The sequence below is a fragment of the Citrobacter sp. Cb031 genome, from assembly GCF_030336725.1.
Lineage (GTDB): Bacteria > Pseudomonadota > Gammaproteobacteria > Enterobacterales > Enterobacteriaceae > Citrobacter > Citrobacter braakii.
The window spans coordinates 351,404-377,425 of record NZ_JAOWDA010000034.1; the positions used below are offsets into that span (position 1 = coordinate 351,404).

The following is a 26,022-nucleotide window of genomic DNA, read 5'->3' on the forward strand; positions in this document are numbered from 1 at the left end:
CTCACTCTCTCTCCATGTTCAGCGGGAAATGACAGGCGTAGAGATGATTCTTTGCTCCGGTCAGTCTTGGGGTTTCGATACATTCGCGCTGAGCATAAGGGCAGCGCGGCCCCAGACGACAGCCGATGGGTAATTGTTCCAGCAATGGAATGGCTCCTGGCATGGTATTCAGGCGGCTTTTGTGCGGCATTGCGCTACCAAAATCAGGAATGGCGCGAATCAACGCTTGGGTATAAGGATGATGCGGAATAGTCACCAACTCTTTACTGGGCGCAGTTTCCACCGTTTGTCCACAGTACATCACGTTAATTTTGTCAGCCCACTGGCTGAGCATTTGCAGGTCATGGCTGATCAACAAAATGGTGGTATTGCTGTTTTGGTTCAGCCGGGTCAGCAGGCGGAAAATTTGCGCCTGAGTGGTTGGCTCCATCGCGTTCGTTGGTTCGTCGGCAATCAGTAAACGCGGCTGATTAGCCAGGGCGATTGCGATCATCACCTTCTGGCATTCGCCGTCGGTCAGCTCATACGGGAAGCTGCGCATCGCATCTTTATGATCTTTTATCCCGACGCGGTGCAGGAGTTCAATCGCGCGGCGTTTACGCCAGCCGATGCGCTGCCACCAGCGGCCTTTATAAGTCCATGCCGGAATATTTTGCATCAGTTGTCGTCCAATGCGCTCAGACGGATCGAGACACGATTGCGGTTCCTGAAAGATCATGGAAACGTTATGGCCGACCAGCTTGCGTCGTTCACGCGCGGAAAGGCGCAACAGATCGATATCATCAAAGCGCATGCGGTCTGCGGTTACGCGCCAGTTATCTTTAGCGACGCCGCAAATGGCCTTGGCGATCAGGCTCTTGCCCGATCCAGACTCACCAACCAGTCCGCGGATTTCACCTTCATTGAGGGTCATACTGACGCGGTCAACCGCCTTCACCCAGTCGTCGCCGGTTCTGAATTCAATGGTCAGGTTGCGGATATCCAGTAATGGCATTATTCCACCCCCGCAATAATTGCCCGGCGCACGCCATCACCCAGCAGGTTAACCAGCAGCACGCTTATCATAATCGCCGCACCTGGCAGCATAACCGTCCACGGCGCGACATAAATCAGCTCCAGCGCGTCGCCAAGCATGGCTCCCCATTCTGGTGACGGCAACTGTGCGCCAAGGTCGAGAAAACCCAGCGCGGCGATGTCCAGAATCGCCATCGACAGCGCACGGGTGATTTCAGTGATAAGTCCGGCGGTAATATTGGGCAGAACGGCAAACCACAGGATATTGAGCGTGGTTGCGCCGTCCAGGCGAGCGGCGATAACGTACTCTTTTTCCAGCTCGTCATGCACCATGCTGTAGACGGAGCGTACCATGCGCGGCAGCAGCGCCAGCCAGACGGCAAACATCGCGTGTGTCAGATGCGGTCCGGCAAAGGCCACCACAATAATTGCCAGCAGCAGCGAAGGGATCGAGAGCAGGGTGTCCAGAATGTGGTTCAGCACCGCGGAGCGCAAACCGTGCGTTGCACCGGCAACCACGCCCAGTAACAGGCCACATAGTGTGGCGGCGAGGGTAACGACAAACGCGCCGCCAACGGTCGGGGCCGCGCCGCTGAGCAGGCGACTTAACACGTCACGCCCGAGATCGTCAGTTCCGAGGAAAAATGAGACTTCGCCATAGCGCGACCATGACGGCGGTAAAAGCTGATAGCCGAGAAATTGCTGGTCGATGCCATAAGGGGCAAACCAACCGCCAAAAATACACAGAATCGCCAATCCTGCGCAGCCATACAGGCCGATCATTGCAGTCGCATCGCCGTAAAAATTGCGCCATGCGGTGCGCAGCGTACCCGGCGGACGCTTTTCGCTGTAGACGCTATCGTAAGGCATACCATTCCTTATGTTTCAGAGGGTTAGCCATAGCACCCAAAATATCAGAGATGACGTTAACGATGATAACCAGTGAGCCAATCACCATGACGCCCGCCGAAATTGCCGCGTAATCCTGCTGGCGAATTGCGTTAATCAGCCAACGGCCAAGACCTGGCCAGCTAAAGACCATCTCGGTGATCATCGCCAGCGTCAGCATGGTGGAAAACTGTAAGCCCAGACGCGGGATCACCGGCGGAAGGGCGTTGTGCAGAACGTGACGGCGCAGAATGGTTAAGCGTGACAGACCGCGCGTGGCGGCCGCTTTAACGTAGTTTTGATCAAAGACCTCAATGGTGCTGATTCGCATCAGGCGAATAACTTCCGTGGTAGGGGCGACGGAAAGCGTCAACACCGGAAGCACCATGTGACGGATTGCGCTGACCAGCATTTCATCGCGCCAGGGCGAGTCGGAGATCCACGCATCAATAATGGCAAATCCGGTAACGGGCTTCACTTCATAGAGAAGATCAAAGCGTCCCGAAACGGGAAGCCAGCTGAGAGTCAGTGAGAAGAGCAACGTCAGCAACAGCGCCAGCCAAAAAACCGGAATGGAAAAGCCCATCAACGCTAAGGCGCTGATGCAGCGGTCCTGCCATTTGTTCCGCGTGATCCCTGCCAGCATACCAACGGGGATCCCAACCATCAGCGCAAAACCAAAGGCCAGAATGCACAGTTCCATCGTCGCCGGGAACACCTCCTTCAACTGTTCTGAAATCAACTGACCGTTAATACTGGATACACCAAAATCCCAGTGAATGAGGCCATTGAACCAGAATACCCAGGCGTTCCACAGCGATGCACCCTGTAACGGCGCATGAGGCGTGAAGTAGCTCAGGCTGAATCCAATAAAGGTCAGGAAGAAGAGGGTGACCAGCAGCAATAAAAAACGACGCAGGGTGAAGATAATCATGGCTTTTTCACCTCATCTTTCTTTTCCCTGGAAACCCCGGCAAAAGATGCATTGCCGAACGGACTCAGCACCAGTCCTTTGATATCGTAACGATAAGCCTGTAGACGCAGTGAAGAGGCCAGCGGCAGGATCGGTAACTCTTTCGCGAGAATATTTTGCGCTTCGTCATAGGCATCAATTCGCGATGAGAGTTGCTGCGAAGAGAGGGCTTTGCGCAGAACGCTGTCAAATTCCGGATTACACCAGTGGGCGAAGTTAGTCTGCGAGTTGATGGCGGCGCAGCTTAGCAACGGTCGGAAAAAACTGTCAGGATCGTTACTGTCCGTCGCCCAACCGGATAACGTTAGATCATGGTTCATATCCATTAATCGCGCCTCCTGAAAACGACCTTCTACCGGAATGATTTTAACTTTCACACCCACCTGAGCCATGTCAGCCTGAATCAGCTCGGCGGTTTTCAGTGGACTGGGGTTCCAGGCCTGAGAACTGGTGGGTACCCAAAGCTGTAATGTCAGGTTCTCCAGCCCCAGTGCTTTTAACTGCTCGCGCGATTTTGCCGGATTGTACTCTGTAATTTTAGCTTCGTTGTCATAAGCCCACGAGGCGCGAGGCAAAATAGATGCTGCGGTTTCCGCCGTCCCGTAGTAGATGGACTGCATCAGCCGTTGGTTATTAATGGCCAGCGCCAGCGCATGCCGCACGGCGGGATTATTCATCGGTGGTTTATTGGTATTGAATGCCAGATAGGCGATGTTCATCCCCGGGCGCAGGGTCAGACGCAGGCGCGGGTCATCACGCAAAATGCTGAGCTGACTGGCGGCGGGCCAGGCCAGAACATCACACTCACCGGTCAGGAGTTTCGATAGACGTCCGGTGCCGCCAGAGCCGAGGTCCACAACCACCTGCGGCATCAGAGGAGTACCACGCCAGAATTTTTCATGGCGCTGCAGTCGAACATATTGCCCTGCGCGATTCTCCGAAAGCTGGTACGGTCCGGTGCCGACGGGTTGTCTGTCGAGCAGCTCCTGACGATCCTGTTTTGCCAATTTAGCCGCATATTCTGCTGACATCACGGAGGCATAATGCGTGGCGAGGTGCCACATGAAGGAGGCGTCGGGCTGAGTTAAGCGGAACTCAACGGTGTTGTTGTCCATCTTGCGAACGCTTTGGACGTTATCGGCGAACTGTAGGCTGTCGAAGTAGGGGAAACTGCTACCGTTTACATTGTGCCACGGATGCTGGCGATCAAAGATGCGCTCGAAGGTAAACACCACATCGTCCGCGTTCAGTTTGCGGGTGGGGGTGAACCAGGCCGTCTTCTGAAACTGGACGTCACGACGCAGATGGAAGCGGTAGGTTGCGCCGTTATCCAGCACCTCCCAGCTTTCAGCCAGCTCAGGCACCAGTCGATAGGTGTACGGATCGACATCGAGTAGTCGGTCATACAGCTGGGCTGCCAGGGTGTCGACGATAAGACCGCTGCTCGCTTTTTGCGGGTTGAACGTATTGACCTGCCCGCTAACGCAATAGACAAAGCCGCTGTCACGAATATCAGCATGCGAAGCCTGTTCAGGCGCGGCGGCAGCCTGACCACTCAGAAATCCAGCCATCACGATCAGAGATGATAAAACCAGGCGCATAATTTTAAAGGATTATAAATAAAGAGGCTATCTTACTAATATTTAATGACATTTGCCATTACCGTTTGTGTTTGGGGACCGCACAGGTGATAACCGCGAATTCAACATCGCGACAGGGTCACCCTTCATACCCGCTATCCACTTTGAATTTACTCTGTTAACTATCTTAGCATTTTCATGACCCATCTGACTCGTTAAAACGCGGGATTCGCTGGCTGACAGAAAAATGTGAGGGGGACGTGGGGGAAAGTGACCATGACCGCCAGGAGAGAGCATCAGCAATATCGCGGGGAAAGTGAAATATAAAAAATAATCTCATAATGGCGCTATGGATAATTTCATTCGTTCTCCATTTCGATAGGGCTGAGATGTTAAATTTGGTTGCTATTTATTTATGCTGATTGTTGGATAATTCTTAAATGATAACGAGTATTGAATCATAACGTTGGTAAAATATAAGCGAGGCGACGTAGGTAGATGAATACAGGAAAAACAATTGCATAGGACTCTATTAACCTCTCGCTTCTGAGTGGTATCTCGTTACTCAATAAAATTGTTTGGCCTGTTAAGGTTTTATTTATATATCTCATTGATATATATGGATTTAAGTGCTATGGGTTAAGCAGGGATTAATCTCATAAAATACTCGAAAGCGCGATACGGTGATTAGTGTATCGGTAGAGGTGATATTACGCGAAATATTAAATTGCGGTGAATTACAAAGGTCATGCCACTCATTTTGGTCTACGCTTAATAATCTTTGTGATAAAAAATGAGAGGTATTTAAATGGCTGACTTAAACAATGAAAAAAAGACCATCAATAAAACTCATTCTGCGCGTTTTCCGGCACCGCCTTTTCCACAGCAGAAGCAACCCTTCCCAGGGCTGGCCGGAAAAATGCAACCGCGTCCCGATCATGGAGAGGAGAGCTATCAGGGAAGCGGTCGATTGAATGGGCGCAAGGTATTAATTACCGGGGGGGATTCAGGGATTGGCCGTGCTGTTGCCATCGCTTATGCCCGTGAAGGCGCTGATGTTGCGATCAACTATTTACCTGATGAAGAAGACGATGCGCGTGAAGTGGTCGACTTGATAAAAAAAGCAGGCAGAAATGTCGTGGCTATCCCCGGAGATATTCGAGATGAAACTTTTTGCGGCCAACTGGTTAAACAGGCGGTAATAGGGCTGGGTGGGTTGGATATCCTCGTCAATAATGCGGGTCGTCAGCAATTTTGCGAGTCTATTGAGGCGCTCACCACAGAAGATTTCGATGCCACATTCAAGACTAATGTCTACGCTATGTTTTGGATCACCAAAGCGGCTATCCCCCATCTTTCACGAGACAGCGTGATAATTAATACCTCCTCGGTACAGGCTTATGAGCCTAGTGAAATCCTGCTTGACTATGCTCAGACCAAAGCGGCGATCGTGGCATTTACTAAATCGCTGGCGAAACAGCTGGCACCGAAAGGGATACGGGTTAATGCCGTAGCGCCAGGCCCATACTGGACTGTACTGCAATGCTGTGGCGGTCAGCCACAGGAAAAAGTGGAGAAGTTTGGGGCAAATGCACCGCTGGGTCGTCCGGGTCAACCAGTGGAAATTGCGCCGCTTTATGTCACTTTGGCCGCTGAAGAGAACAGTTATACATCCGGCCAGGTTTGGTGCTCTGATGGGGGGACAGGGACCCTCTGACGTTTATGCTCCGTGAGTCGAAAAGTCAGAGGGGAAAGTGACTTTAATGGACGAGTGCTGACAATAAAGCGTCAAACCCTCCAATATAACGTTGGCAGAGGCGCGCTAAATCTGGTGTTTCTTAAGCAACGCGCGTAGCTGATGGTAAGTCAGACCCAGTAACTCAGCGGCTTTTTTCTGATTAAATTTCGCCTGCTGCAAGCTGGTTTGTAGAAAGTCTTTCTCTTGTTGCTGCTGGAATTCACGCAGATCCAGCGGTAATGCTACAGATGTCTGCTTTGGTGGTGCTGCCTGTGGCTGCGCAACGTGGCGGCGGAAGGGGTCAATGATGATCTCATCCAGCGGGTAATCGCTGGTACCGTGCCGGTAAACGGAGCGCTCCACGACGTTTTTCAGTTCACGAATATTACCCGGCCAACGGTAATGGAGGAGGGTTTCTCTGGCCTCGGCGCTGAATCCCGGAAAAAGCGGTAACCCGATCTCGCGGCACATCTGAATGGCAAAGTGTTCGGCCATTAACATGATGTCGCTTTGACGCTCGCGTAGTGGGGGAAGTTGCACCACGTCAAAGGCCAGACGATCCAGCAGGTCCGCGCGGAAAGTGCCTTCGCTGACCATACGTGGCAGGTCGGCATTGGTCGCGCAGACCAGACGCACGTTAACCTGCAAGGGCTGGCTGCCGCCGACGCGTTCCAGCTCGCCATACTCAATTACGCGCAGCAGTTTTTCCTGTACCAACATTGGCGCGGTCGCCAGTTCATCAAGAAACAGCGTGCCGCCGTCGGCGCGTTCGAAACGTCCAGGATGGCGTTTTTGTGCACCGGTAAACGCACCGGCTTCGTGACCAAACAGTTCGGAATCAAGTAAGTTCTCGTTGAGGGCCGCGCAGTTAAGCGAAATAAATGGGCCCTGCCAACGGCTGGAGAGGTAGTGCAGGCGGTTGGCAATAAGCTCTTTCCCCGTACCTCGCTCACCGATAACCAGTACAGGTTTATCCAGCGGCGCCAGATGAGAAACCTGTTCCAGCACTTCAATAAAGCTGTTCGCTTCGCCCAGAATATTGTCTTTGTATCCTGCCATGATGAAATTCACCACTTGTTAGTGTTATTCACCAATTTACCCTAATTCTCCCGTCAGGTAAAATTGGATATTTACATTAAAATCAATTAGTTAAAAAGTTGGCACGCCAAGTGCATTACGAAAACAGCAGGGCATAGCCCGATATCAGAACAGTAAGTGAGGATTACATTATGGGTATTTTTTCTCGTTTTGCCGACATCGTGAACGCCAACATTAATGCGTTGCTGGAAAAGGCTGAAGATCCGCAGAAACTGGTGCGGTTAATGATCCAGGAAATGGAAGACACGCTGGTTGAGGTGCGCTCAAACTCCGCACGCGCTCTGGCAGAAAAGAAACAATTATCTCGCCGTATCGAACTGGCCAGCGCACAACAGGCAGAGTGGCAAGAAAAAGCCGAGCTGGCGCTGCGTAAAGAGAAAGAAGATTTGGCGCGTTCTGCCTTAATCGAAAAACAGAAACTGACTGATCTGATTGCTTCTCTGGAGCATGAGGTGACGCTGGTTGACGATACGCTGGCGCGAATGAAAAAAGAGATCGGTGAGCTGGAAAATAAACTCAGTGAAACCCGTGCTCGTCAGCAGGCATTGATGCTGCGCCATCAGGCTGCGAGCTCTTCGCGTGATGTTCGTCGTCAACTGGACAGCGGTAAGCTGGATGAAGCGATGGCACGCTTTGAATCTTTCGAGCGTCGTATCGATCAGATGGAAGCTGAGGCCGAAAGCCATAACTTCGGTAAACAGCAGTCTCTGGATCAGCAATTTGCTGACCTGAAAGCAGATGATGAAATCAGCGAGCAGCTGGCGCAACTTAAAGCCAAAATGCAGCAAGATAAGCAATAATAACATCTGGCGGCGCCCGAACGCGCCGCCGCTCATCACCTGTAAGGAGTACTCATGAGCGCGCTATTTCTGGCTATCCCATTAACCATCTTTGTGTTGTTCGTTTTACCGATTTGGCTCTGGCTGCATTACAGCAACCGTTCCAGTCGTGGCGAACTGGCGCAAAGTGAACAGCAACGTCTGGTAGAACTCAACGATGACGCACAGCGGATGCGCGAGCGCATTCAGGCGCTGGAAGACATCCTTGATGCTGAACATCCAAACTGGAGGGACCGCTAATGGGAGGCGTTAATCTGAACAAAAAACTGTGGCGTATTCCGCAACAGGGCATGGTGAAGGGGGTTTGCGCAGGTATTGCGCATTACCTCGATGTGCCTGTGAAGCTGGTACGGATCCTGGTGGTGTTGTCCGTCTTTTTTGGTCTGGCCTTTTTCACCTTCGTCGCTTACATCGTGCTGACGTTTGTGTTGGACCCGATGCCGGACAATGTGGTTTCCGGTGAGCAGCAGCCATCAAGCGGCGAGCTGTTGGATGCCGTCGATCGCGAGCTGGCGGCAAGTGAAAAGCGTTTGCGTGAAATGGAGCGTTATGTCACGTCTGATACCTTTTCATTGCGCAGCCGTTTCCGCCAATTGTGAGGATAGAAATGAACAATCGCTGGCAACGTGCCGGGCAAAGGGTTAAGCCGGGCTTTAAAATAGCAGGTAAGCTGGTGCTTTTAACTGCGCTTCGTTACGGCCCGGCGGGGGTAGCAGGGTGGGCGGTGAAGTCCGTCGCTCGACGCCCGCTTAAAATGCTGCTGGCGTTGGTCCTGGAGCCGGTTTTGAGTCGGGCAGCGGCAAAATTATCGAAACGCTATTCAGGTAATCAACCCTGATATCCGAATCAGCAAAAGCAAGCAACAATTAATCAACATTCCCTCTGTTAATTTGCGGCAGCTCACAAATACGATTTTTTGGCTGCCGAAATTCTTTTATTATCCCCCTCCTGGCCACCTCAGCCGATTGACAGCTTATTTCCCGCAGAGTAGTCTCTTGATTCATGGGACCGCTACCACGAGAATTGAAGGTGAACCAAAAAATCCAAAAATGCCTGGCAGAAGTTTATGGTGATACGTTTACTTCATGCCACTATGAAGCGCTGATTGCACGTTTAGAGAAATCACAGGGATTAATTAAAAAAATCCGTAAAGCGCATTGGGACGAGGGCGATGTGGTTCTTATTACCTACGCCGATCAATTCCACGGGGCAGGCAAAAAACCACTGCCGATGTTTAATCAGTTTTATAATGAATGGCTTAAGTCGACATTTTCTCATGTGCATCTGTTGCCGTTTTATCCGTGGTCATCGGATGATGGTTTTTCCGTAATTAATTACCATCAGGTTGCTGAAGAAACCGGTGACTGGAATGATATTAAGCAATTGGGTAAATCCAGTCGACTGATGTTTGATTTTGTTTGTAACCATATGTCAGCGAAAAGCGAATGGTTTAATAACTATTTGCAACAGCTTGACGGTTATGAAGATTTCTTTATTGCGATGGATCCTGATACAGACCTGAGCAACGTAACGCGTCCACGCGCATTACCGTTACTGACGCCTTTTACGCTGAAAGATAACACCGTACGCTATTTATGGACGACGTTCAGCGACGACCAGATCGATCTCAACTATGCCAACCCGATAGTGTTACTGGCGATGGTCGATGTGCTATTGAGTTATCTTGAGCAGGGCGCTGATTATGTCCGCCTGGATGCGGTTGGCTTTATGTGGAAAGAGCCTGGAACGACCTGTATTCACCTGGAAAAAACGCATCAGCTTATCAAACTATTTCGCGCTATTGCTGACTGTGCGGCGCCTGGTACGGCGATTATTACTGAAACAAACGTTCCGCATAAGGATAATGTGTCCTACTACGGAAATGGCCGTGATGAAGCGCATATGGTGTACCAGTTCTCGTTACCGCCGCTGGTGCTGCATGCGGTACAACGCCAGGATACCTCAACCTTGTGCCAGTGGGCGCAATCACTGGAACTGCCGTCCAGTGAGACCACCTGGTTTAATTTCCTCGCATCGCATGACGGTATTGGTCTCAACCCATTACGTGGTTTGTTACCTGAAGACGAGATTGTGCGCCTGGTGACGGAATTACAACAGGAAGGCGCGCTGGTTAACTGGAAAAATAATCCTGATGGTAGTCGCAGTCCGTATGAAATTAACGTCACATATATGGACGCACTGACGCCAGGCAATTGTAGTGATGCCGAACGTTTTTCCCGTTTTATTCTCGCACATGCCATTTTGCTGAGTTTTCCGGGGGTACCTGCGGTTTACATTCAAAGCATTCTTGGGTCACGCAATGATTATAAAGGTGTCGAGGCGTTAGGTTATAACCGCGCGATCAACCGCAAAAAATATCAAATAAACCAAATCGAAACGGAGCTGGCAGATGAAACCAGTTTGCGCCACGCTATTTATCATGAATTATCCCGGTTAATTGTAATACGTCGTAGTAATAAAGCATTTCACCCTGATAGTGATTTTCAGATTAGCAGTGTTACACCGGCTGTAATGCAAATTAAACGTACGGCGGAAACAGGCGAAAAAATTACCGGATTATTTAATGTCAGCGGTCATACGCAAACCATTAGTATTGATGTTGAAAATGGATTTGATTTGATTAGCGGTAAAACTATTTCAGGTAAAGAATTAACGTTGAACGCCTGGCAGGTCATGTGGGTTAAGTAATAAAAAGGAACATTTCATGCTTAAAACTAAAATTGTGCTGATTTCAGCACTGGTTTCCTGCGCCCTGGTTTCCGGGTGTAAGGATGATAAAACGTCCTCTGTTGCGATTGAATTTATGCACTCTTCTGTTGAACAGGAGCGGCAGGCGGTTATTGCAAAACTGATTGAGCGTTTTGAAAAAGAGAACCCGGGGATCAGTGTCAAACAGGTTCCTGTAGAAGAAGATGCGTACAACACCAAGGTCATTACCCTGGCGCGGAGCGGTTCACTGCCTGAAGTCATTGAAACCAGCCATGACTACGCGAAAGTTATGGATAAAGAATCACTTATCGATCGTAAAGCCGTTGCGCAGGTCATCAACGCTGTAGGTGAAGGTACTTTTTATGATGGCGTGCTGCGTATTGTGCGCACTGAAGACGGTACCGCCTGGACCGGGGTTCCGGTTAGCGCCTGGATTGGCGGGATCTGGTATCGCAAAGATGTGCTGGCAAAAGCTGGGCTGGAAGAGCCAAAAGACTGGCAACAACTGCTGAGCGTGGCGCAGAAGCTAAACAATCCTGGTAGTAAGAAATATGGTATTGCGCTACCCACGGCGGAAAGCGTTTTGACCGAACAGTCATTTTCCCAGTTCGCGCTCTCAAACCAGGCCAACGTTTTTGATGCGCAAGGAAAGATAACGCTCAACACACCTGAAATGGCGCAGGCGCTGCAGTATTACCGCCAATTGGCAATGAACACCATGCCGGGCTCAAACGACATCATGGAAGTCAAAGACGCGTTCATGAACGGCACGGCGCCGATGGCGATTTATTCCACCTATATCCTCCCGGCGGTGATTAAAGAGGGCGATCCTAAAAATGTGGGCTTTATGGTGCCGACGGAAAAAAACTCTGCTGTTTACGGCATGCTGACGTCGTTAACCATTACCGCGGGTCAAAAGTCTGAAGAGACAGAAGCGGCAGAGAAATTTGTCACCTTTATGGAGCAGGCCGACAACATCGCGGACTGGGTCATGATGTCGCCAGGGGCGGCGCTGCCGGTCAACAAAGCAGTGGTGAATACCCCGACGTGGAAAGATAACACTGTCATCAAAGCGCTGGGTAAATTACCCGATCAACTGATTGCCGAACTGCCGAATATCCAGGTGTTTGGTGCCGTCGGCGATAAGAACTTCACCCGCATGGGCGACGTCACAGGCTCCGGTGTTGTGAGCTCAATGGTGCACAACGTGACGGTAGGCAAAGCCGACCTCGTCACCACGATTGAAGCGAGCCAGAAAAAACTGGATGACCTCGTTGAACAGCGCTAATGGGGAAATGGAAAGCCGTGATGAATAAGTTCTTTTCAGGTCGATCTGATATGCCATTCGCCATGCTGCTGCTGGCGCCCAGCTTGCTGTTGCTGGGCGGTTTAGTGGCGTGGCCGATGATATCAAACATCGAAATCAGCTTTATGCGACTGCCGCTGAATCCGCAAATTGAGTCTACGTTTGTCGGGTTGAGCAACTATATCCGTATCTTATCCGATCCCGGATTCTGGCATTCGCTGTGGATGACGGTCTGGTATACCGCGCTGGTTGTGGCAGGAAGCACGGTACTGGGGCTGGGCGTGGCGATGTTTTTTAACCGTGAGTTTCGTCTGCGGAAAACGGCGCGCTCACTGGTCATCCTCTCTTACGTGACGCCATCAATTTCGCTGGTGTTTGCCTGGAAATACATGTTCAACAACGGCTACGGCATTGTGAACTACCTCGGCGTGGATCTGTTGCATCTCTACGATCAGGCGCCGCTGTGGTTCGACAATCCCGGCAGTAGCTTCGCGCTGGTCGTGCTGTTCGCCATCTGGCGCTACTTCCCGTATGCCTTTATCTCGTTTCTGGCGATTTTACAGACGATTGATAAATCGTTGTATGAGGCGGCAGAAATGGACGGCGCGAATGCCTGGCAACGGTTTCGTATCGTCACGCTGCCAGCGATTATGCCGGTGCTGGCAACCGTGGTCACGCTGCGCACGATCTGGATGTTTTACATGTTCGCCGATGTTTATCTGCTGACCACTAAAGTCGATATTCTCGGGGTCTATCTCTATAAAACAGCGTTTGCATTTAACGACTTAGGCAAAGCGGCCGCTATTTCTGTCGTCCTCTTCGTCATTATTTTCGCTGTTATCCTGCTGACCAGAAAACGGGTGAACCTCAATGGCAACAAATAAGCGCACACTTGGCCGCATCGGCTTTTACTGTGGATTAATTGTCTTCCTGGGCATCACGCTATTCCCATTTTTTGTGATGCTGATGACCTCATTTAAAAGCGCCAAAGAGGCGATCTCGCTACATCCGACGCTGTTACCGCAGCAATGGACGCTGGAACATTACATCGACATCTTCAACCCGATGATTTTCCCGTTTGTTGACTACTTCCGTAATAGCCTGGTGGTATCGGTCACTTCTTCGGTGGTGGCGGTATTTCTCGGCGTGCTCGGAGCGTATGCGCTTTCCCGCCTGCGTTTTAAAGGGCGAATGACCATCAATGCTAGCTTTTACACGGTGTACATGTTTTCGGGGATCCTGCTGGTGGTGCCGCTATTCAAAATCATTACGGCACTTGGCATCTATGACACCGAAATGGCGTTGATTATCACCATGGTCACCCAGACGCTGCCGACCGCGGTGTTCATGCTGAAAAGCTACTTCGACACCATTCCGGATGAAATAGAAGAAGCCGCGATGATGGATGGATTGAACCGTCTGCAGATCATCTTTCGCATTACCGTGCCGTTGGCGATGTCCGGTCTGGTTTCGGTCTTTGTGTACTGCTTTATGGTGGCGTGGAATGACTATCTGTTTGCCTCGATTTTCCTCTCCAGCGCCAGCAATTTTACCTTACCGGTCGGTCTGAACGCGCTGTTCAGTACGCCTGACTATATCTGGGGACGCATGATGGCGGCATCGTTAGTCACCGCATTGCCGGTCGTCATTATGTATGCGCTTTCCGAACGTTTTATTAAAAGTGGTTTGACCGCAGGCGGCGTGAAAGGCTAAGCGGCCAGTTTAATTAAGGAGTTGTAAATGAAGAAGTTAGTTGCCACAGAACCGCGTGTTGCGGCGCTGGTGGAATATGAAGACAGAACTGTATCCGCCAATGAAGTGAAAGTTCGCGTTCGCTTTGGTGCGCCAAAACATGGCACGGAAGTGGTCGATTTTCGCGCTGCCAGTCCGTTTATTGACGAAGATTTTAACGGCGAATGGCAAATGTTCATGCCGCGTCCGGAAGGGGCGCCGCGCGGGATTGAATTCGGCAAGTTCCAGCTTGGCAACATGGTGGTGGGCGATGTTATTGAGTGTGGCAGCGATGTGACCGAATACGCCGTTGGCGATTCAGTTTGCGGCTACGGCCCACTGGCAGAAACGGTTTTCTTTAATGCGGTAAACAACTACAAACTGCGCAAAATGCCGGAAGGTAGTTCGTGGAAAAATGCTGTGTGCTATGACCCGGCACAGTTCGCCATGAGTGGCGTGCGCGACGCCAATGTGCGTGTCGGCGACTTTGTTGTTATCGTCGGCTTAGGGGCGATTGGCCAGATTGCCGTCCAACTGGCTAAGAAAGCGGGAGCCTCGGTGGTCATTGGCGTGGATCCGATTGCCCATCGTTGCGATATCGCGCGTCGTCATGGCGCGGATTTCTGTCTGAATCCTATTGGCACCGATGTCGGCATGGAAATTAAGAAGCTGACCGGCAAGCAGGGCGCGGATGTGATTATCGAAACCAGCGGCTATGCGGATGCGTTGCAATCGGCGTTACGCGGTCTGGCCTATGGTGGAACCATCTCCTATGTCGCTTTCGCGAAACCTTTTGCTGAAGGCTTCAACCTGGGGCGTGAAGCGCACTTCAACAACGCCAAAATTGTCTTCTCCCGTGCCTGCAGTGAGCCAAATCCGGATTATCCGCGCTGGAGCCGCATGCGTATTGAGGAGACCTGTTGGGAACTGTTGATGAACGGTTACCTGAACTGTGAAGAACTTATTGACCCGGTAGTGACATTTGCCAGCAGCCCGGAAAGCTATATGCAGTATGTCGATCGCCATCCGGAAAAGAGCATCAAAATGGGCGTGACGTTTTAATTAAGGAATGCAGAAGATGAAAATTGGAACACAGAACCAGGCTTTTTTCCCGGAAAATATTCTCGAGAAATTCCGTTACATCAAAGAGATGGGGTTTGACGGTTTTGAAATTGACGGCAAGCTGCTGGTTAACAACCTGGCAGAAGTGAAAGCAGCAATCAAAGAAACAGGCCTGCCCGTCACCACCGCCTGTGGAGGATATGACGGTTGGATCGGTGATTTTATCGAAGAGCGTCGTTTGAATGGCTTACAGCAGATTACCCGCATTCTCGAAGCGCTGGCCGAAGTCGGTGGGCAGGGCATTATTGTACCCGCTGCATGGGGCATGTTTACCTTCCGCTTACCGCCGATGACCTCTCCGCGCAGCCTGGCGGGTGATCGTAAAGCAGTAAGTGATTCATTGATTTATCTCGATAAAGTTGCCGAGCGTACGGGGACGGTGGTGTATCTGGAGCCGCTTAATCGCTATCAGGATCATATGATCAACACCCTGGCGGATGCCCGTCGCTATATCGTGGAAAACAACCTGAAGCATGTGCAAATCATTGGTGATTTTTACCATATGAATATCGAAGAAGACGATATGGCTCAGGCGCTGCATGACAATCGCGATCTGCTGGGACACGTCCATATTGCGGATAACCATCGTTATCAGCCGGGGAGCGGTACGCTGGATTTCACTGCGCTGTTTGATCAGTTGCGTGAAGATAATTATCAGGGTTACGTCGTGTACGAAGGGCGTGTACGGGCAGAGAACCTGCCGGAAGCGTACCGTCAGTCACTGGCCTGGCTGCGTACCTGCTAAGAGGATTTCTGTGAAAAGTGCACTGACAAGCTCTCCGCTACGCATCGCCATTATCGGCGCCGGGCAGGTGGCGGATAAAGTTCATGCTTCGTACTACTGCACCCGCAACGATCTGGAACTGGTGGCTGTCTGTGACAGCCGCCTGTCACAGGCGCAGGCGTTGGCAGAGAAATACGGCAATCCGCAGGTTTGGGACGATCCTCAGACGATGCTACGCGAGGCTAAGCCAGATATCGTCAGCATCTGTTCACCCAATCGTTTTCATTATGAACACACCATGTTGGCGCTGAACGCCGGATGCCATGTGATGTGTGAGAAACCTCCGGCGATGACGCCAGCCGAGGCGCTGGAAATGTGTAACACGGCGCGTCGAATGGGGAAAGTTCTGGCTTATGATTTTCATCATCGTTTCGCACTGGATACGCAACTGCTTCGTGAGCAGGTGATGGCCGGCGTGCTGGGTGAAATCTATGTCACTAATGTCCGCGCTTTGCGCCGCTGCGGCGTGCCCGGCTGGGGGGTATTTACCAACAAAGAACTGCAGGGCGGCGGGCCGCTGATTGATCTCGGCATCCATATGCTTGATGCCGCCATGTATGTGCTGGGGTTTCCGGCAGTAAAGCGTGTTAACGCACACAGTTATCAACGCATTGGCACGCGTAAAAACAGCGGCCAGTTTGGGAAATGGGATCCCGAGACGTATACCGTGGAGGATTCTCTGTTCGGGACGATTGAATTTCATAACGGCGGTATCCTGCGACTGGAAACCTCTTTCGCGCTGAATATCCCGGAACAATCGATTATGAACGTAAATTTCTGCGGCGATCTGGCAGGGGCGACGTTATTCCCAGCCCAGGTTTATACCGATCGTGAGGGTACGCTTGACGTACTGCTTCAGCGTGAAATGGCCGATGACAATCGACATTATCGCAGCATGGAAGCTTTTGTGAATCATGTCCAGGGCGAGCCTGTCACTATTGCTGACGCAGAGCAAGGCGTCGTTATTCAACAACTGGTTGCCGCACTGTATCAATCGGCTGAAACAGGGACCTACGTAGACTTATGACGAGGCCAGTAATGCTAACTGAACCGGCTTTTTGCCCACACAACCTGAATAAATATGCGTCCCTCATGACGACCGGTAACGGTTATATGGGGATTCGCGCCAGCCACGAGGAAGCCTACACCTTACAAACTCGCGGCATGTACCTTGCTGGACTGTATCACCGGGCAGGGAAAGGCGAGATTAATGAACTGGTTAATCTGCCTGATGTGGTGGGGGTGGAGATTTCACTCAATGGTGAGATTTTCTCGCTCACCAGCGGCGTTATCGAAAGCTGGCAACGTGAACTGGATTTTGCCAGTGGGGAATTACGCCGTGCGCTTACCTGGCGTGCGTCTGGCGGGGCGCGTTTTGCCATTGAGAGCCGGCGATTTGTCTCGGCACAAAAACTGCCGCTGTTTGCTATGGAAGTTGTCGTCACGCCACTGGACAGCGATGCCAGCATTGGTATCTCGACCGGAATTGACGCCACGATGACCAATCATGGTCGTCAGCATTTGGATGAAACGCAGGTCCGGGTCTTTGGCCAGCATCTTATGCAAGGGATTTACACCACCCAGGACAACCGCAATGATATCGCTATCACCACGTATTGCGATGTAGACGGTGCAGCGCAGCGCTGCTTCACCGCGAAAGAACGTCGGCTGTTACAACACAACAGCGTGCAGGCGAAAGCCGGACAGCGCGTCACGCTGACAAAAATTAGCTGGGTAGACTGGGCGAGCGAACGCAGCCTGTCGCTTGAGACCTGGGGACGCCAGTCGCTGCGCAACCTGGAAGTGTGCGCGCAGCAGGGCTATGACGCTCTGCTGGCGGAGTCGGCTGCTAACTGGCATGCCTGGTGGCAAAATCGTCGCGTTCAGGTCACCAGCACTGATGCCAGCGATCAGCGAGCGCTGGACTATGCGCTCTATCATCTGCGTGTGATGACTCCTGACCACGATGAGCGCAGCAGTATTGCGGCCAAAGGTTTGACGGGGGAAGGGTATAAAGGTCACATATTCTGGGATACCGAGGTCTTTCTGTTACCGTTTCATCTCTTTACCGAGCCGAAAACCGCGAGAAGTTTGTTGCGTTACCGCTGGCATAATTTGTCGGGGGCGCGTGAGAAAGCCCGCCGTAACGGTTGGCAGGGAGCGCTTTTCCCTTGGGAAAGCGCTCGCAGCGGTGATGAGGAAACGCCTGAATTTGCGGCGATCAACATCCGTACCGGACTGCGTCAGAAAGTGGCCTCTGCGCAGGCTGAACATCACCTCGTGGCGGATATTGCCTGGGCGGTAATCAATTACTGGCATGCCTCAGGGGATCTAAACTTCATGTCCCGTGAGGGAATGACGTTGCTGCTGGAAACGGCGAAGTTCTGGATCAGCAGGGCGGTCATGGTTAATGATCGTTTAGAGATCCACGATGTGATTGGCCCGGATGAATACACTGAGCATGTGAACAACAACGCGTTCACCAACTACATGGCCTGGTACAACGTGGAACAGGCGCTGGGTTTTGCCCGTCGGTTGGGCTGCGGTGATGAGACGTTTATTCACCGCGCAGAGTATTTTTTACAGCATCTCTGGCGACCGGAAGTTCAGCCCGATGGCGTGCTACCTCAGGACGATACCTTCCTGAGCAAACCGGCTATCGATCTGTCACAGTACAAAGCCAAAGCGGGCAAGCAGACGATTTTGCTCGATTACTCCCGTGCAGAAGTCAATGAGATGCAAATTCTCAAACAGGCCGATGTGGTGATGCTGACCTACATGCTACCGGAGCAATTTTGCCCGCAAACCTGTCTGGCAAACCTGCGCTTTTACGAGCCGCGCACAATTCATGACTCCTCGTTGAGTAAAGCGATCCACGGGATTGTGGCAGCGCGTTGCGGTGATCCGGCTCAGGGCTATCGGTTCTGGCGTGAAGGATCGCTTATTGATCTCGGGGAGGACCCACATAGCTGCGATGACGGCATTCATGCTGCGGCAACGGGTGCCATCTGGCTGGGCGCAATCCAGGGATTTGCCGGCGTGAATATTCGCCACGGGGAGTTACACCTTGCTCCTGCCTTACCGGCTCATTGGCAAACGCTGTCTTTCCCGCTGCGCTGGCAGGGCATCGATATGCAGGTAATCATTAATGCGGCTGAAATCCGTATTAACAGCACTGAGCAGATTGTCCTTTGGGTCAATGGTGAAAAGGTCTCCGTGCAGGGGGAAACCGTAATCCGCAATGACGCCATTATTTCGCCCACTTATGGGACCGCTACCACAGAAAGGGGCGATGAATGATACTCAAACCACAGGCCATCATTTTTGATTTGGATGGCGTGATTACCGATACCGCGCATCTGCATTTTCTGGCCTGGCGGCAGGTAGCCGATGAAATAGGGATTGTGATCGACGAAGCATTTAATGACAGCCTGAAAGGGATTAGTCGCGGCGAATCACTACAGCGTATTTTGCACCATGGTGGGAAGGCGGGGGCGTTTTCTCCCGAGGCCTGCGCACAATTGGCCGAGAGAAAAAACAGACTGTATGTCCATTCTTTGCGCCAGCTGACGGTTAACTCGGTATTACCGGGAATACGTGAGCTGTTGATGACGTTGCGGGAAGAACGGATTCCGGTGGGATTGGCCTCTGTGTCGCGCAATGCCCCGGCTATTTTACAGGCGCTTAATCTTAGCTCTTGCTTTGATTTTTGTGCGGATGCGGCATTGCTCACCCGCTCGAAACCGGATCCGGAAATTTTCCTGGCAGCCTGCGCGGGTCTTGGCGTTGACCCGCAACAATGTATTGGCATAGAAGATGCACAAGCGGGAATTGATGCAATTAACGCCTGCGGCATGCTTTCTGTCGGCATCGGTAAAGGGCTGAATGGGGCAGACTTGCTGCTTCCGGCAACCGAATTTCTGACGTGGCCGTGCTTATCGGCTTTCTGGCAACACGACAAGTAAAGGATTCAACATGGCACAGCTTTCGTTGCAACACATTCAAAAAATTTACGACAACCAGGTACACGTCGTTAAAGACTTCAATCTGGAAATTGAAGATAAAGAGTTTATTGTTTTTGTTGGACCTTCCGGCTGCGGGAAGTCAACTACGTTACGCATGATCGCCGGTCTGGAGGAGATCAGCGGCGGCGATTTGCTGATTGACGGTAAACGGATGAACGATGTGCCGGCGAAATCACGCAACATTGCGATGGTTTTTCAGAACTACGCGTTGTACCCACACATGACCGTCTATGACAACATGGCGTTTGGCCTGAAAATGCAGAAAATTGCGCCTGCTGTGATTGAGGAGCGCGTCAACTGGGCGGCGCAGATCCTTGGTCTGCGCGATTATCTGCAGCGTAAACCCGGCGCGTTATCCGGTGGTCAGCGTCAGCGTGTGGCGCTGGGGCGTGCGATTGTACGTGAAGCGGGGGTCTTCCTGATGGATGAACCCTTATCGAATCTCGATGCCAAACTTCGCGTTCAGATGCGGGCTGAAATTAGCAAACTGCATCAGAAACTCAATACCACCATGATCTATGTTACCCACGATCAAACCGAAGCCATGACTATGGCGACGCGTATTGTGATTATGAAGGATGGCATTGTTCAGCAGGTTGGTGCGCCGAAAACGGTTTATAACCACCCGGCTAATATGTTTGTCGCCGGATTTATTGGCTCACCGGCCATGAACTTTATTCGTGGCGCGATTGATGGTGATAAGTTTGTTACTGAAACACTGAAATTAACGATTCCACAAAATAAATTAGCACAATTAAAAGCGCAGGGTTATGAACATCAGGCGGTCACTCTGGGAATTCGTCCTGAAGATATACACCCGCAGCTTAATAATGAAAATAGTATATCGGCAAAAATTAGCGTTGCAGAATTAACCGGCGCTGAATTTATGCTTTATACCATTGTTGGGGGGCATGAGTTGGTGGTCCGTGCTGGGGCAGTGAATGATTATCATGCAGGAGAAAATATCACTATTCATTTTGATATGGCGAAATGCCATTTCTTTGATGCTGAAACTGAAGTGGCTATTCAATAAAATTCCGGGGGGATAAATCCCCCCCAAGCCTTGGGGCATTTTTGCGAGTATTTTAACAAGGAATAATAATGAAAACCCTACTGTCCGCTACTGCGCTGATTATGAGCGCAGGAATGGCCTGCGCGCAGGCTGCTGAAAATAATGACTGGCACTTTAATATTGGTGCTATGTACGAAATAGAAAACGTTGAAGGTCAGGGCGAAGATATGGATGGGCTGGCTGAGCCGTCCGTCTATTTCAACGCTTCTAATGGGCCGTGGAAAATATCGCTGGCCTATTATCAGGAAGGACCGGTTGATTACAGCGATGGTAAGCGTGGTACCTGGTTTGATCGCCCAGAACTGGAAGTCCGCTATCAATTCCTGGAAAGTGAAGATGTTAATTTCGGTTTGACCGGTGGCTTCCGTAATTACGGTTATCACTATGTCAATGAACCTGGAAACGACACCGCCAATATGCAGCGCTGGAAAGTTCAGCCGGATTGGGATGTTAAACTGACCGACGACCTGCGCTTTAGCGGTTGGCTGTCGATGTATCAATTCGTTAATGATTTGAATACTACTGGCTACTCCGATAGTCGTGTCGAAAGCGAGACCGGTCTGAATTACAGGTTTAACGAAACGGTGGGCTTAACGGTCAACTATTACCTTGAGCGCGGCTTTAATCTGGCTGATTCGCGCAATAATGGTGAGTTCTCAACCCAGGAAATTCGTGCATATTTACCGTTGTCTTTAGGCAATACCACCCTGACGCCGTATACCCGTCTGGGGCTTGATCGCTGGTCAAACTGGGACTGGCGAGATGATCCGGAACGTGAAGGCCATAATTTCAATCGTCTCGGTTTACTGTATGCATATGATTTCCAGAATGGTTTATCAATGTCACTGGAGTATGCCTATGAGTGGGAAGATCACGACGAAGGCGAAAGCGACAGATTCCATTATGCTGGTATAGGCGTGAACTACGCATTCTAAAATATACTGGGGCATTTATGCCCCAGTTTTTACACCAGTGAGTCGGCCAGCGATATTTGTGTGCTCACCGTGATATTTTGTAATCCTTTCTCGCCCGCAATCAGGTTAAATAATAAATTACAGCTTTGTTCACCCAACTGCTGGGTAGGCACATCAATTCCCCCAGGAACAGGCGTGAGCATAAAAGACAACAGCTCATTACTGTAGCCCACAACGGCAAGTTGTTGTGGGATGATTATATTTTTCTCAGCCGCCACGCGATATAAGCTCATTAATTTCAAGCTGTCGGTGGCAAATACGGCATCGGGTAACGGCTGCTGACTCAGTAATTTTCGTGAAGCAAGCAGGGCTGTTTCATGGGTATAGCCCCCGTCAACAATCCATTCATCGCGCATTTTAATGTTATGCGCCTGAAGGCTGGCTTTATATCCGTCAACGCGATCGATAGAAACATGAACATCAAGCGGCGCGTGCAAACAGGCTATATTACGGTGTCCACTCTCAATCAGCGCATCAGTTAGCGTAATGCTGTCGCGATAATTATCTGTGTCTACAGAATAGACATTGGCGTAGTCGCCTTCAACCTTTCCAATAACCACAACCGGTACGTTGTATTTATCCAGCCTTGCAAAAAAAGATTCATCGGCGGGAGAACTCAGCATAATGATACCTTTGATCAATTTCTGCTTAATTTTGCTCTCACATTTTTGTAAATCATCTTCAGTGCTTCGCGAAGTCTGTAATATGACATCAAAACCGACCTCTTCAGCCTTGGCAGTAATAGCATGCAGCACTTCAGAGAAAAACGGATTACCGGCGGTTGTTTTTGCTGAACGGGTAGATATCACCATTATTGCATCAAACCCGGAAGAGGTGAGTGCGCGAGCAAGTTTATTGGGCTGGTACTGTAACTCATCAATAGCACGCAGCACTTTTTCAAGCGCTTCCGGCGAGATATTGGTTTGCTTATTAAGCACGCGCGACACCGTGGATTTTGATACGCCAGCGGCTCGTGCAATATCATAAATGGTAGGAGACATAGATCCCAAGCTCCGTCCGAGAGTCAATGGCGAACATATTATGGAGTTAATTGGCGAATGACAACAATATCGGAATGCGGGCAGAAAAATCAAAAAACTAACCGCAGTATGCGCAACCAGAGGAAGTCTCGTCCACGGGTGCAGAGGGTGATAATGCGATCGCAATATTTTCTTAAGAACTGGCGTATAGTGTGTTGGTTAAATCCAACTATCAGTCAGGAAGATATTATGTTGAAAAAAGGCGTATTAGCGTTGGCACTGGTCATCGGCATGCCGGTTTTTGCAGCCGAGCACTGGATTGATGTTCGCGTTCCTGAACAGTATCAACAGCAGCATATTCAGGGGGCGGTCAACATTCCATTAAAAGAGATGAAGGCGCGTATCGCTGCTGAAGTTCCTGATAAGACCGACACCGTGAAGCTGTACTGCAACTCCGGGCGTCAATCGGGGCAGGCGAAGGATATGTTGACGGAAATGGGCTACACGCAGGTGACCAACGAAGGTGGCATCAATCAAATAGCGCTTCCTAAAGTAGAGAATCAATAAACCGCTCGCATTCCTTCTGCTCCAGGCGGTAAGAATAATGCCGCCTGTTACAGCTCAGGTAGTTGATAAGTAAGAATTGACCCCTATCTTTACTTCCTGTTTGTTATAATTTCTTCGGTTCCTTCAGCAAAACGGGATGGCGATGAAGCGACTTAAAAATGAACTCAATTCGCTGGTTAATCGCGGCGTAGACCGGCATTTGCGCCTGGCTGTCACCGGACTTAGCCGTAGCGGTAAGACGGCGTTTATCACCGCGATGGTAAACCAGTTACTCAATATTCATGCCGGTGCGCGTCTGCCGTTGCTCAGTTGCGTGCGCGAAGAGCGTCTGCTCGGCGTTAAACGGGTTCCACAACGCGATTTTGGTATTCCGCGCTTTACCTATGATGAGGGACTGGCGCAGCTGTATGGCTCACCGCCGACCTGGCCGACACCTACGCGCGGCGTGAGTGAAATACGCCTCGCGCTGCGCTACAAATCCAATGATTCATTGCTGCGCCACTTTAAAGACACCTCCACGCTGTACCTGGAAATCGTCGATTATCCGGGGGAGTGGCTGCTCGATTTACCGATGCTGGCCCAGGATTATCTCAGTTGGTCGCGGCAAATGACCGGATTATTACAGGGACAGCGGGGCGAATGGTCGGCAAGATGGCGGCAGTTATGCCAGGGGTTGGATCCGCTGGCGCCTGCTGATGAAAACCGTCTGGCGGAAATCGCTGCCGCCTGGACGGAGTATCTGCACCAGTGCAAGCAGCAGGGACTGCATTTTATTCAGCCGGGCCGTTTTGTTCTGCCCGGAGATATGGCGGGCGCGCCTGCGCTGCAGTTCTTCCCGTGGCCGGACGTTGATGCTTGGGGGGAATCGAAGCTGGCGCAGGCAGACAAACACACCAATGCGGGCATGCTGCGCGACAGGTTTAATTATTACTGTGAAAAAGTCGTGAAGGGATTTTATAAGAATCACTTCCTGCGCTTTGACCGTCAGATTGTGCTGGTCGATTGTTTGCAACCGCTCAACAGTGGGCCACAGGCGTTTAACGACATGCGTCTGGCACTCACCCAACTGATGCAAAGTTTCCATTATGGACAGCGCACGCTGTTTCGTCGGCTGTTTTCCCCGGTGATCGACAAACTGCTGTTTGCCGCCACCAAAGCCGACCACGTCACGGTCGATCAGCACGCCAATATGGTGTCGTTATTGCAGCAGTTGATCCAGGACGCCTGGCAAAACGCCGCGTTTGAAGGTATCAGCATGGATTGTCTGGGACTGGCATCAGTACAGGCAACCACCAGCGGCCTGATCGATGTGAAAGGCGAAAAGATCCCGGCGCTGCGTGGTCATCGTCTGAGCGATGGTGAACCGCTAACCGTTTATCCGGGGGAAGTGCCCGCGCGTTTACCTGGACAAGCATTCTGGGACAGCCAGGGCTTTCAGTTTGAAGCGTTTCGCCCGCAGGTTATGGATGTTGATAAACCCTTACCGCATATTCGTCTTGATGCCGCGATGGAGTTTTTAATAGGAGATAAATTGCGATGAGCGAGCCGTTAAAACCGCGTATCGATTTCTCAGGTCCGCTGGACGTGGAACAAAACGCGGAGTTTAAAGCGCAGCAGATGTTCAACGAAACGGAGGCGCAGACTTTTTCTCCGGCGACAGTGGATGAACCTCTGCAAGACGAAGGTCAGGCAGAAGCCGTCATTGATGCGGCCCTACGCCCCAAACGTAGTTTGTGGCGCAAAATGGTGATGGGCGGGTTGGCGCTGTTTGGCGCGAGCGTTGTCGCTCAGGGCGTACAATGGACCATGAACGCCTGGCAGACTCAGGACTGGGTCGCGCTGGGAGGATGTGCCGCTGGCGCATTGATTATCGGCGCAGGTGTCGGATCGGTTGCGACCGAGTGGCGTCGGCTATGGCGTTTGCGCCAGCGTGCGCACGAGCGCGATGAAGCGCGTGATCTGCTCCACAGCCATGGAACCGGAAAAGGTCGTGCATTTTGTGAAAAGCTGGCGCAGCAGGCGGGTATCGATCAGTCCCATCCGGCGCTACAGCGCTGGTATGCCTCAATTCATGAAACGCAGAACGATCGCGAAGTCGTCAGCCTGTATGCCCATCTTGTGCAGCCGGTGCTGGACGCGCAGGCACGACGTGAGATTAGCCGTTCAGCGGCGGAGTCCACGCTGATGATTGCCGTCAGTCCGCTGGCATTGGTGGATATGGCGTTTATTGCCTGGCGAAACCTGCGGCTGATTAATCGCATCGCATCGCTGTATGGCATTGAACTCGGTTATTACAGCCGCCTGCGTTTGTTCCGCCTGGTGCTGCTAAATATCGCTTTTGCCGGGGCCAGTGAGCTGGTGCGGGAAGTGGGAATGGACTGGATGTCGCAGGATTTAGCCGCTCGCTTATCGACGCGTGCCGCGCAGGGTATTGGCGCGGGGTTATTAACGGCGCGTCTGGGTATTAAAGCCATGGAACTTTGCCGACCGCTACCGTGGATCGATGACGATAAGCCACGATTGGGCGATTTTCGCCGTCAACTGATTGGTCAGGTGAAAGAAACCTTACAAAAGAACAAATCTCCGCGCGAAAGTTAGCTA

At 51.3% G+C, this 26,022-nt stretch carries 25 protein-coding genes; 19 read left to right on the plus strand and 6 right to left on the minus strand.

The annotated features are described in order from the left end of the window. Position 1: 1 nt before the first annotated feature. Genes sapD through sapA form a run of 4 tightly spaced genes read right to left on the minus strand, consistent with a single transcriptional unit; the run spans position 2 to position 4,476 of the window. Positions 2–994, minus strand: a complete 993-nt coding sequence (gene sapD, locus OGV93_RS18145; RefSeq protein ID WP_016153234.1) for a peptide ABC transporter ATP-binding protein SapD — start codon at positions 992–994, stop codon at positions 2–4. Then, on the minus strand, positions 994–1,884 hold the full coding sequence (gene sapC, locus OGV93_RS18150; protein WP_016156640.1) for a peptide ABC transporter permease SapC: 891 nt from the start codon (positions 1,882–1,884) through the stop codon (positions 994–996). Before sapC ends, sapD begins: the two co-directional genes overlap by 1 nt. Next, positions 1,871–2,836, minus strand: coding sequence for a peptide ABC transporter permease SapB (gene sapB / locus OGV93_RS18155; protein ID WP_095715899.1), 966 nt, complete (start codon positions 2,834–2,836; stop codon positions 1,871–1,873). Before sapB ends, sapC begins: the two co-directional genes overlap by 14 nt. Beyond that, positions 2,833–4,476, minus strand: a complete 1,644-nt coding sequence (sapA, locus tag OGV93_RS18160) for an ABC transporter substrate-binding protein SapA (protein WP_287109915.1) — start codon at positions 4,474–4,476, stop codon at positions 2,833–2,835. The genes sapB and sapA overlap by 4 nt, the downstream gene beginning before the upstream one ends. Before the next feature lie 787 nt (positions 4,477–5,263). Here sapA and OGV93_RS18165 point away from each other — a divergent pair. After that, positions 5,264–6,172 carry an SDR family oxidoreductase gene (locus OGV93_RS18165; protein WP_049041200.1) on the plus strand — a complete coding sequence of 303 codons (909 nt, stop codon included), beginning with the start codon at positions 5,264–5,266 and terminating at the stop codon, positions 6,170–6,172. Between the two features lie 105 nt (positions 6,173–6,277). On the opposite strand, the gene pspF is transcribed toward OGV93_RS18165, so the two are convergent. Further along, positions 6,278–7,267 carry a phage shock protein operon transcriptional activator gene (gene pspF / locus OGV93_RS18170; protein WP_029139556.1) on the minus strand — a complete coding sequence of 330 codons (990 nt, stop codon included), beginning with the start codon at positions 7,265–7,267 and terminating at the stop codon, positions 6,278–6,280. A gap of 155 nt (positions 7,268–7,422) precedes the next feature. Between pspF and pspA the strand changes: the two genes are divergently transcribed. The 15 genes from pspA (at position 7,423) to OGV93_RS18245 (ending at position 21,835) form a co-directional block, all read left to right on the plus strand. Then, positions 7,423–8,091, plus strand: a complete 669-nt coding sequence (gene pspA / locus OGV93_RS18175; RefSeq protein WP_016153228.1) for a phage shock protein PspA — start codon at positions 7,423–7,425, stop codon at positions 8,089–8,091. A gap of 54 nt (positions 8,092–8,145) precedes the next feature. Further along, complete coding sequence (gene pspB, locus OGV93_RS18180; RefSeq protein ID WP_016153227.1) at positions 8,146–8,370, plus strand: envelope stress response membrane protein PspB; 225 nt, start codon at positions 8,146–8,148, stop codon at positions 8,368–8,370. Then, a complete protein-coding gene (gene pspC / locus OGV93_RS18185) occupies positions 8,370–8,729 on the plus strand; it encodes an envelope stress response membrane protein PspC (protein ID WP_003020497.1) in 360 nt (119 codons plus the stop codon). The genes pspB and pspC overlap by 1 nt, the downstream gene beginning before the upstream one ends. Before the next feature lie 8 nt (positions 8,730–8,737). After that, positions 8,738–8,968: a phage shock protein PspD gene (gene pspD / locus OGV93_RS18190; RefSeq protein ID WP_003833267.1), complete on the plus strand. Its 231-nt coding sequence runs from the start codon at positions 8,738–8,740 to the stop codon at positions 8,966–8,968. A 164-nt stretch (positions 8,969–9,132) separates the two neighbouring features. After that, a complete protein-coding gene (locus tag OGV93_RS18195) occupies positions 9,133–10,839 on the plus strand; it encodes a sugar phosphorylase (RefSeq protein WP_246881054.1) in 1,707 nt (568 codons plus the stop codon). 16 nt (positions 10,840–10,855) lie between these two features. Next, a complete protein-coding gene (locus tag OGV93_RS18200) occupies positions 10,856–12,148 on the plus strand; it encodes an ABC transporter substrate-binding protein (RefSeq protein WP_155574243.1) in 1,293 nt (430 codons plus the stop codon). A gap of 20 nt (positions 12,149–12,168) precedes the next feature. Then, positions 12,169–13,050 (plus strand): carbohydrate ABC transporter permease, encoded by an 882-nt coding sequence (locus tag OGV93_RS18205; protein WP_003840754.1) that lies wholly within the window; start codon positions 12,169–12,171, stop codon positions 13,048–13,050. Next, positions 13,037–13,879, plus strand: coding sequence for a carbohydrate ABC transporter permease (locus OGV93_RS18210; RefSeq protein WP_003020474.1), 843 nt, complete (start codon positions 13,037–13,039; stop codon positions 13,877–13,879). Before OGV93_RS18205 ends, OGV93_RS18210 begins: the two co-directional genes overlap by 14 nt. Positions 13,880–13,906: 27 nt before the next feature. Continuing rightward, complete coding sequence (ycjQ, locus tag OGV93_RS18215) at positions 13,907–14,959, plus strand: D-guloside 3-dehydrogenase (protein WP_287109916.1); 1,053 nt, start codon at positions 13,907–13,909, stop codon at positions 14,957–14,959. A 16-nt stretch (positions 14,960–14,975) separates the two neighbouring features. Continuing rightward, positions 14,976–15,764, plus strand: a complete 789-nt coding sequence (gene ycjR / locus OGV93_RS18220) for a 3-dehydro-D-guloside 4-epimerase (RefSeq protein WP_016156634.1) — start codon at positions 14,976–14,978, stop codon at positions 15,762–15,764. Positions 15,765–15,774: 10 nt separating this feature from the next. After that, positions 15,775–16,830: a D-glucoside 3-dehydrogenase gene (gene ycjS / locus OGV93_RS18225; protein WP_016156633.1), complete on the plus strand. Its 1,056-nt coding sequence runs from the start codon at positions 15,775–15,777 to the stop codon at positions 16,828–16,830. Then, positions 16,827–19,103 carry a glycoside hydrolase family 65 protein gene (locus OGV93_RS18230; RefSeq protein ID WP_131405018.1) on the plus strand — a complete coding sequence of 759 codons (2,277 nt, stop codon included), beginning with the start codon at positions 16,827–16,829 and terminating at the stop codon, positions 19,101–19,103. The genes ycjS and OGV93_RS18230 overlap by 4 nt, the downstream gene beginning before the upstream one ends. Then, positions 19,100–19,768 carry a beta-phosphoglucomutase gene (pgmB, locus tag OGV93_RS18235; protein ID WP_046274543.1) on the plus strand — a complete coding sequence of 223 codons (669 nt, stop codon included), beginning with the start codon at positions 19,100–19,102 and terminating at the stop codon, positions 19,766–19,768. The genes OGV93_RS18230 and pgmB overlap by 4 nt, the downstream gene beginning before the upstream one ends. A gap of 10 nt (positions 19,769–19,778) precedes the next feature. Next, positions 19,779–20,861: an ABC transporter ATP-binding protein gene (locus OGV93_RS18240; protein WP_016153219.1), complete on the plus strand. Its 1,083-nt coding sequence runs from the start codon at positions 19,779–19,781 to the stop codon at positions 20,859–20,861. 68 nt (positions 20,862–20,929) lie between these two features. Continuing rightward, complete coding sequence (locus OGV93_RS18245; RefSeq protein WP_046274545.1) at positions 20,930–21,835, plus strand: OmpG family monomeric porin; 906 nt, start codon at positions 20,930–20,932, stop codon at positions 21,833–21,835. 29 nt (positions 21,836–21,864) lie between these two features. Here the strand turns inward: OGV93_RS18245 and OGV93_RS18250 are convergent, their stop codons facing one another. Further along, entirely contained in the window at positions 21,865–22,875 is a 1,011-nt protein-coding gene (locus OGV93_RS18250) for a LacI family DNA-binding transcriptional regulator (RefSeq protein ID WP_103928246.1), read from the minus strand. A 228-nt stretch (positions 22,876–23,103) separates the two neighbouring features. Between OGV93_RS18250 and pspE the strand changes: the two genes are divergently transcribed. From pspE to OGV93_RS18265, 3 genes are all read left to right on the plus strand, one after another. Further along, positions 23,104–23,421: a thiosulfate sulfurtransferase PspE gene (pspE, locus tag OGV93_RS18255; protein ID WP_016153216.1), complete on the plus strand. Its 318-nt coding sequence runs from the start codon at positions 23,104–23,106 to the stop codon at positions 23,419–23,421. A 142-nt stretch (positions 23,422–23,563) separates the two neighbouring features. Next, entirely contained in the window at positions 23,564–24,961 is a 1,398-nt protein-coding gene (locus OGV93_RS18260; protein WP_016153215.1) for a YcjX family GTP-binding protein, read from the plus strand. Next, positions 24,958–26,019, plus strand: coding sequence for a YcjF family protein (locus tag OGV93_RS18265; protein ID WP_200048105.1), 1,062 nt, complete (start codon positions 24,958–24,960; stop codon positions 26,017–26,019). The genes OGV93_RS18260 and OGV93_RS18265 overlap by 4 nt, the downstream gene beginning before the upstream one ends. The last annotated feature ends 3 nt before the right edge of the window (positions 26,020–26,022 follow it).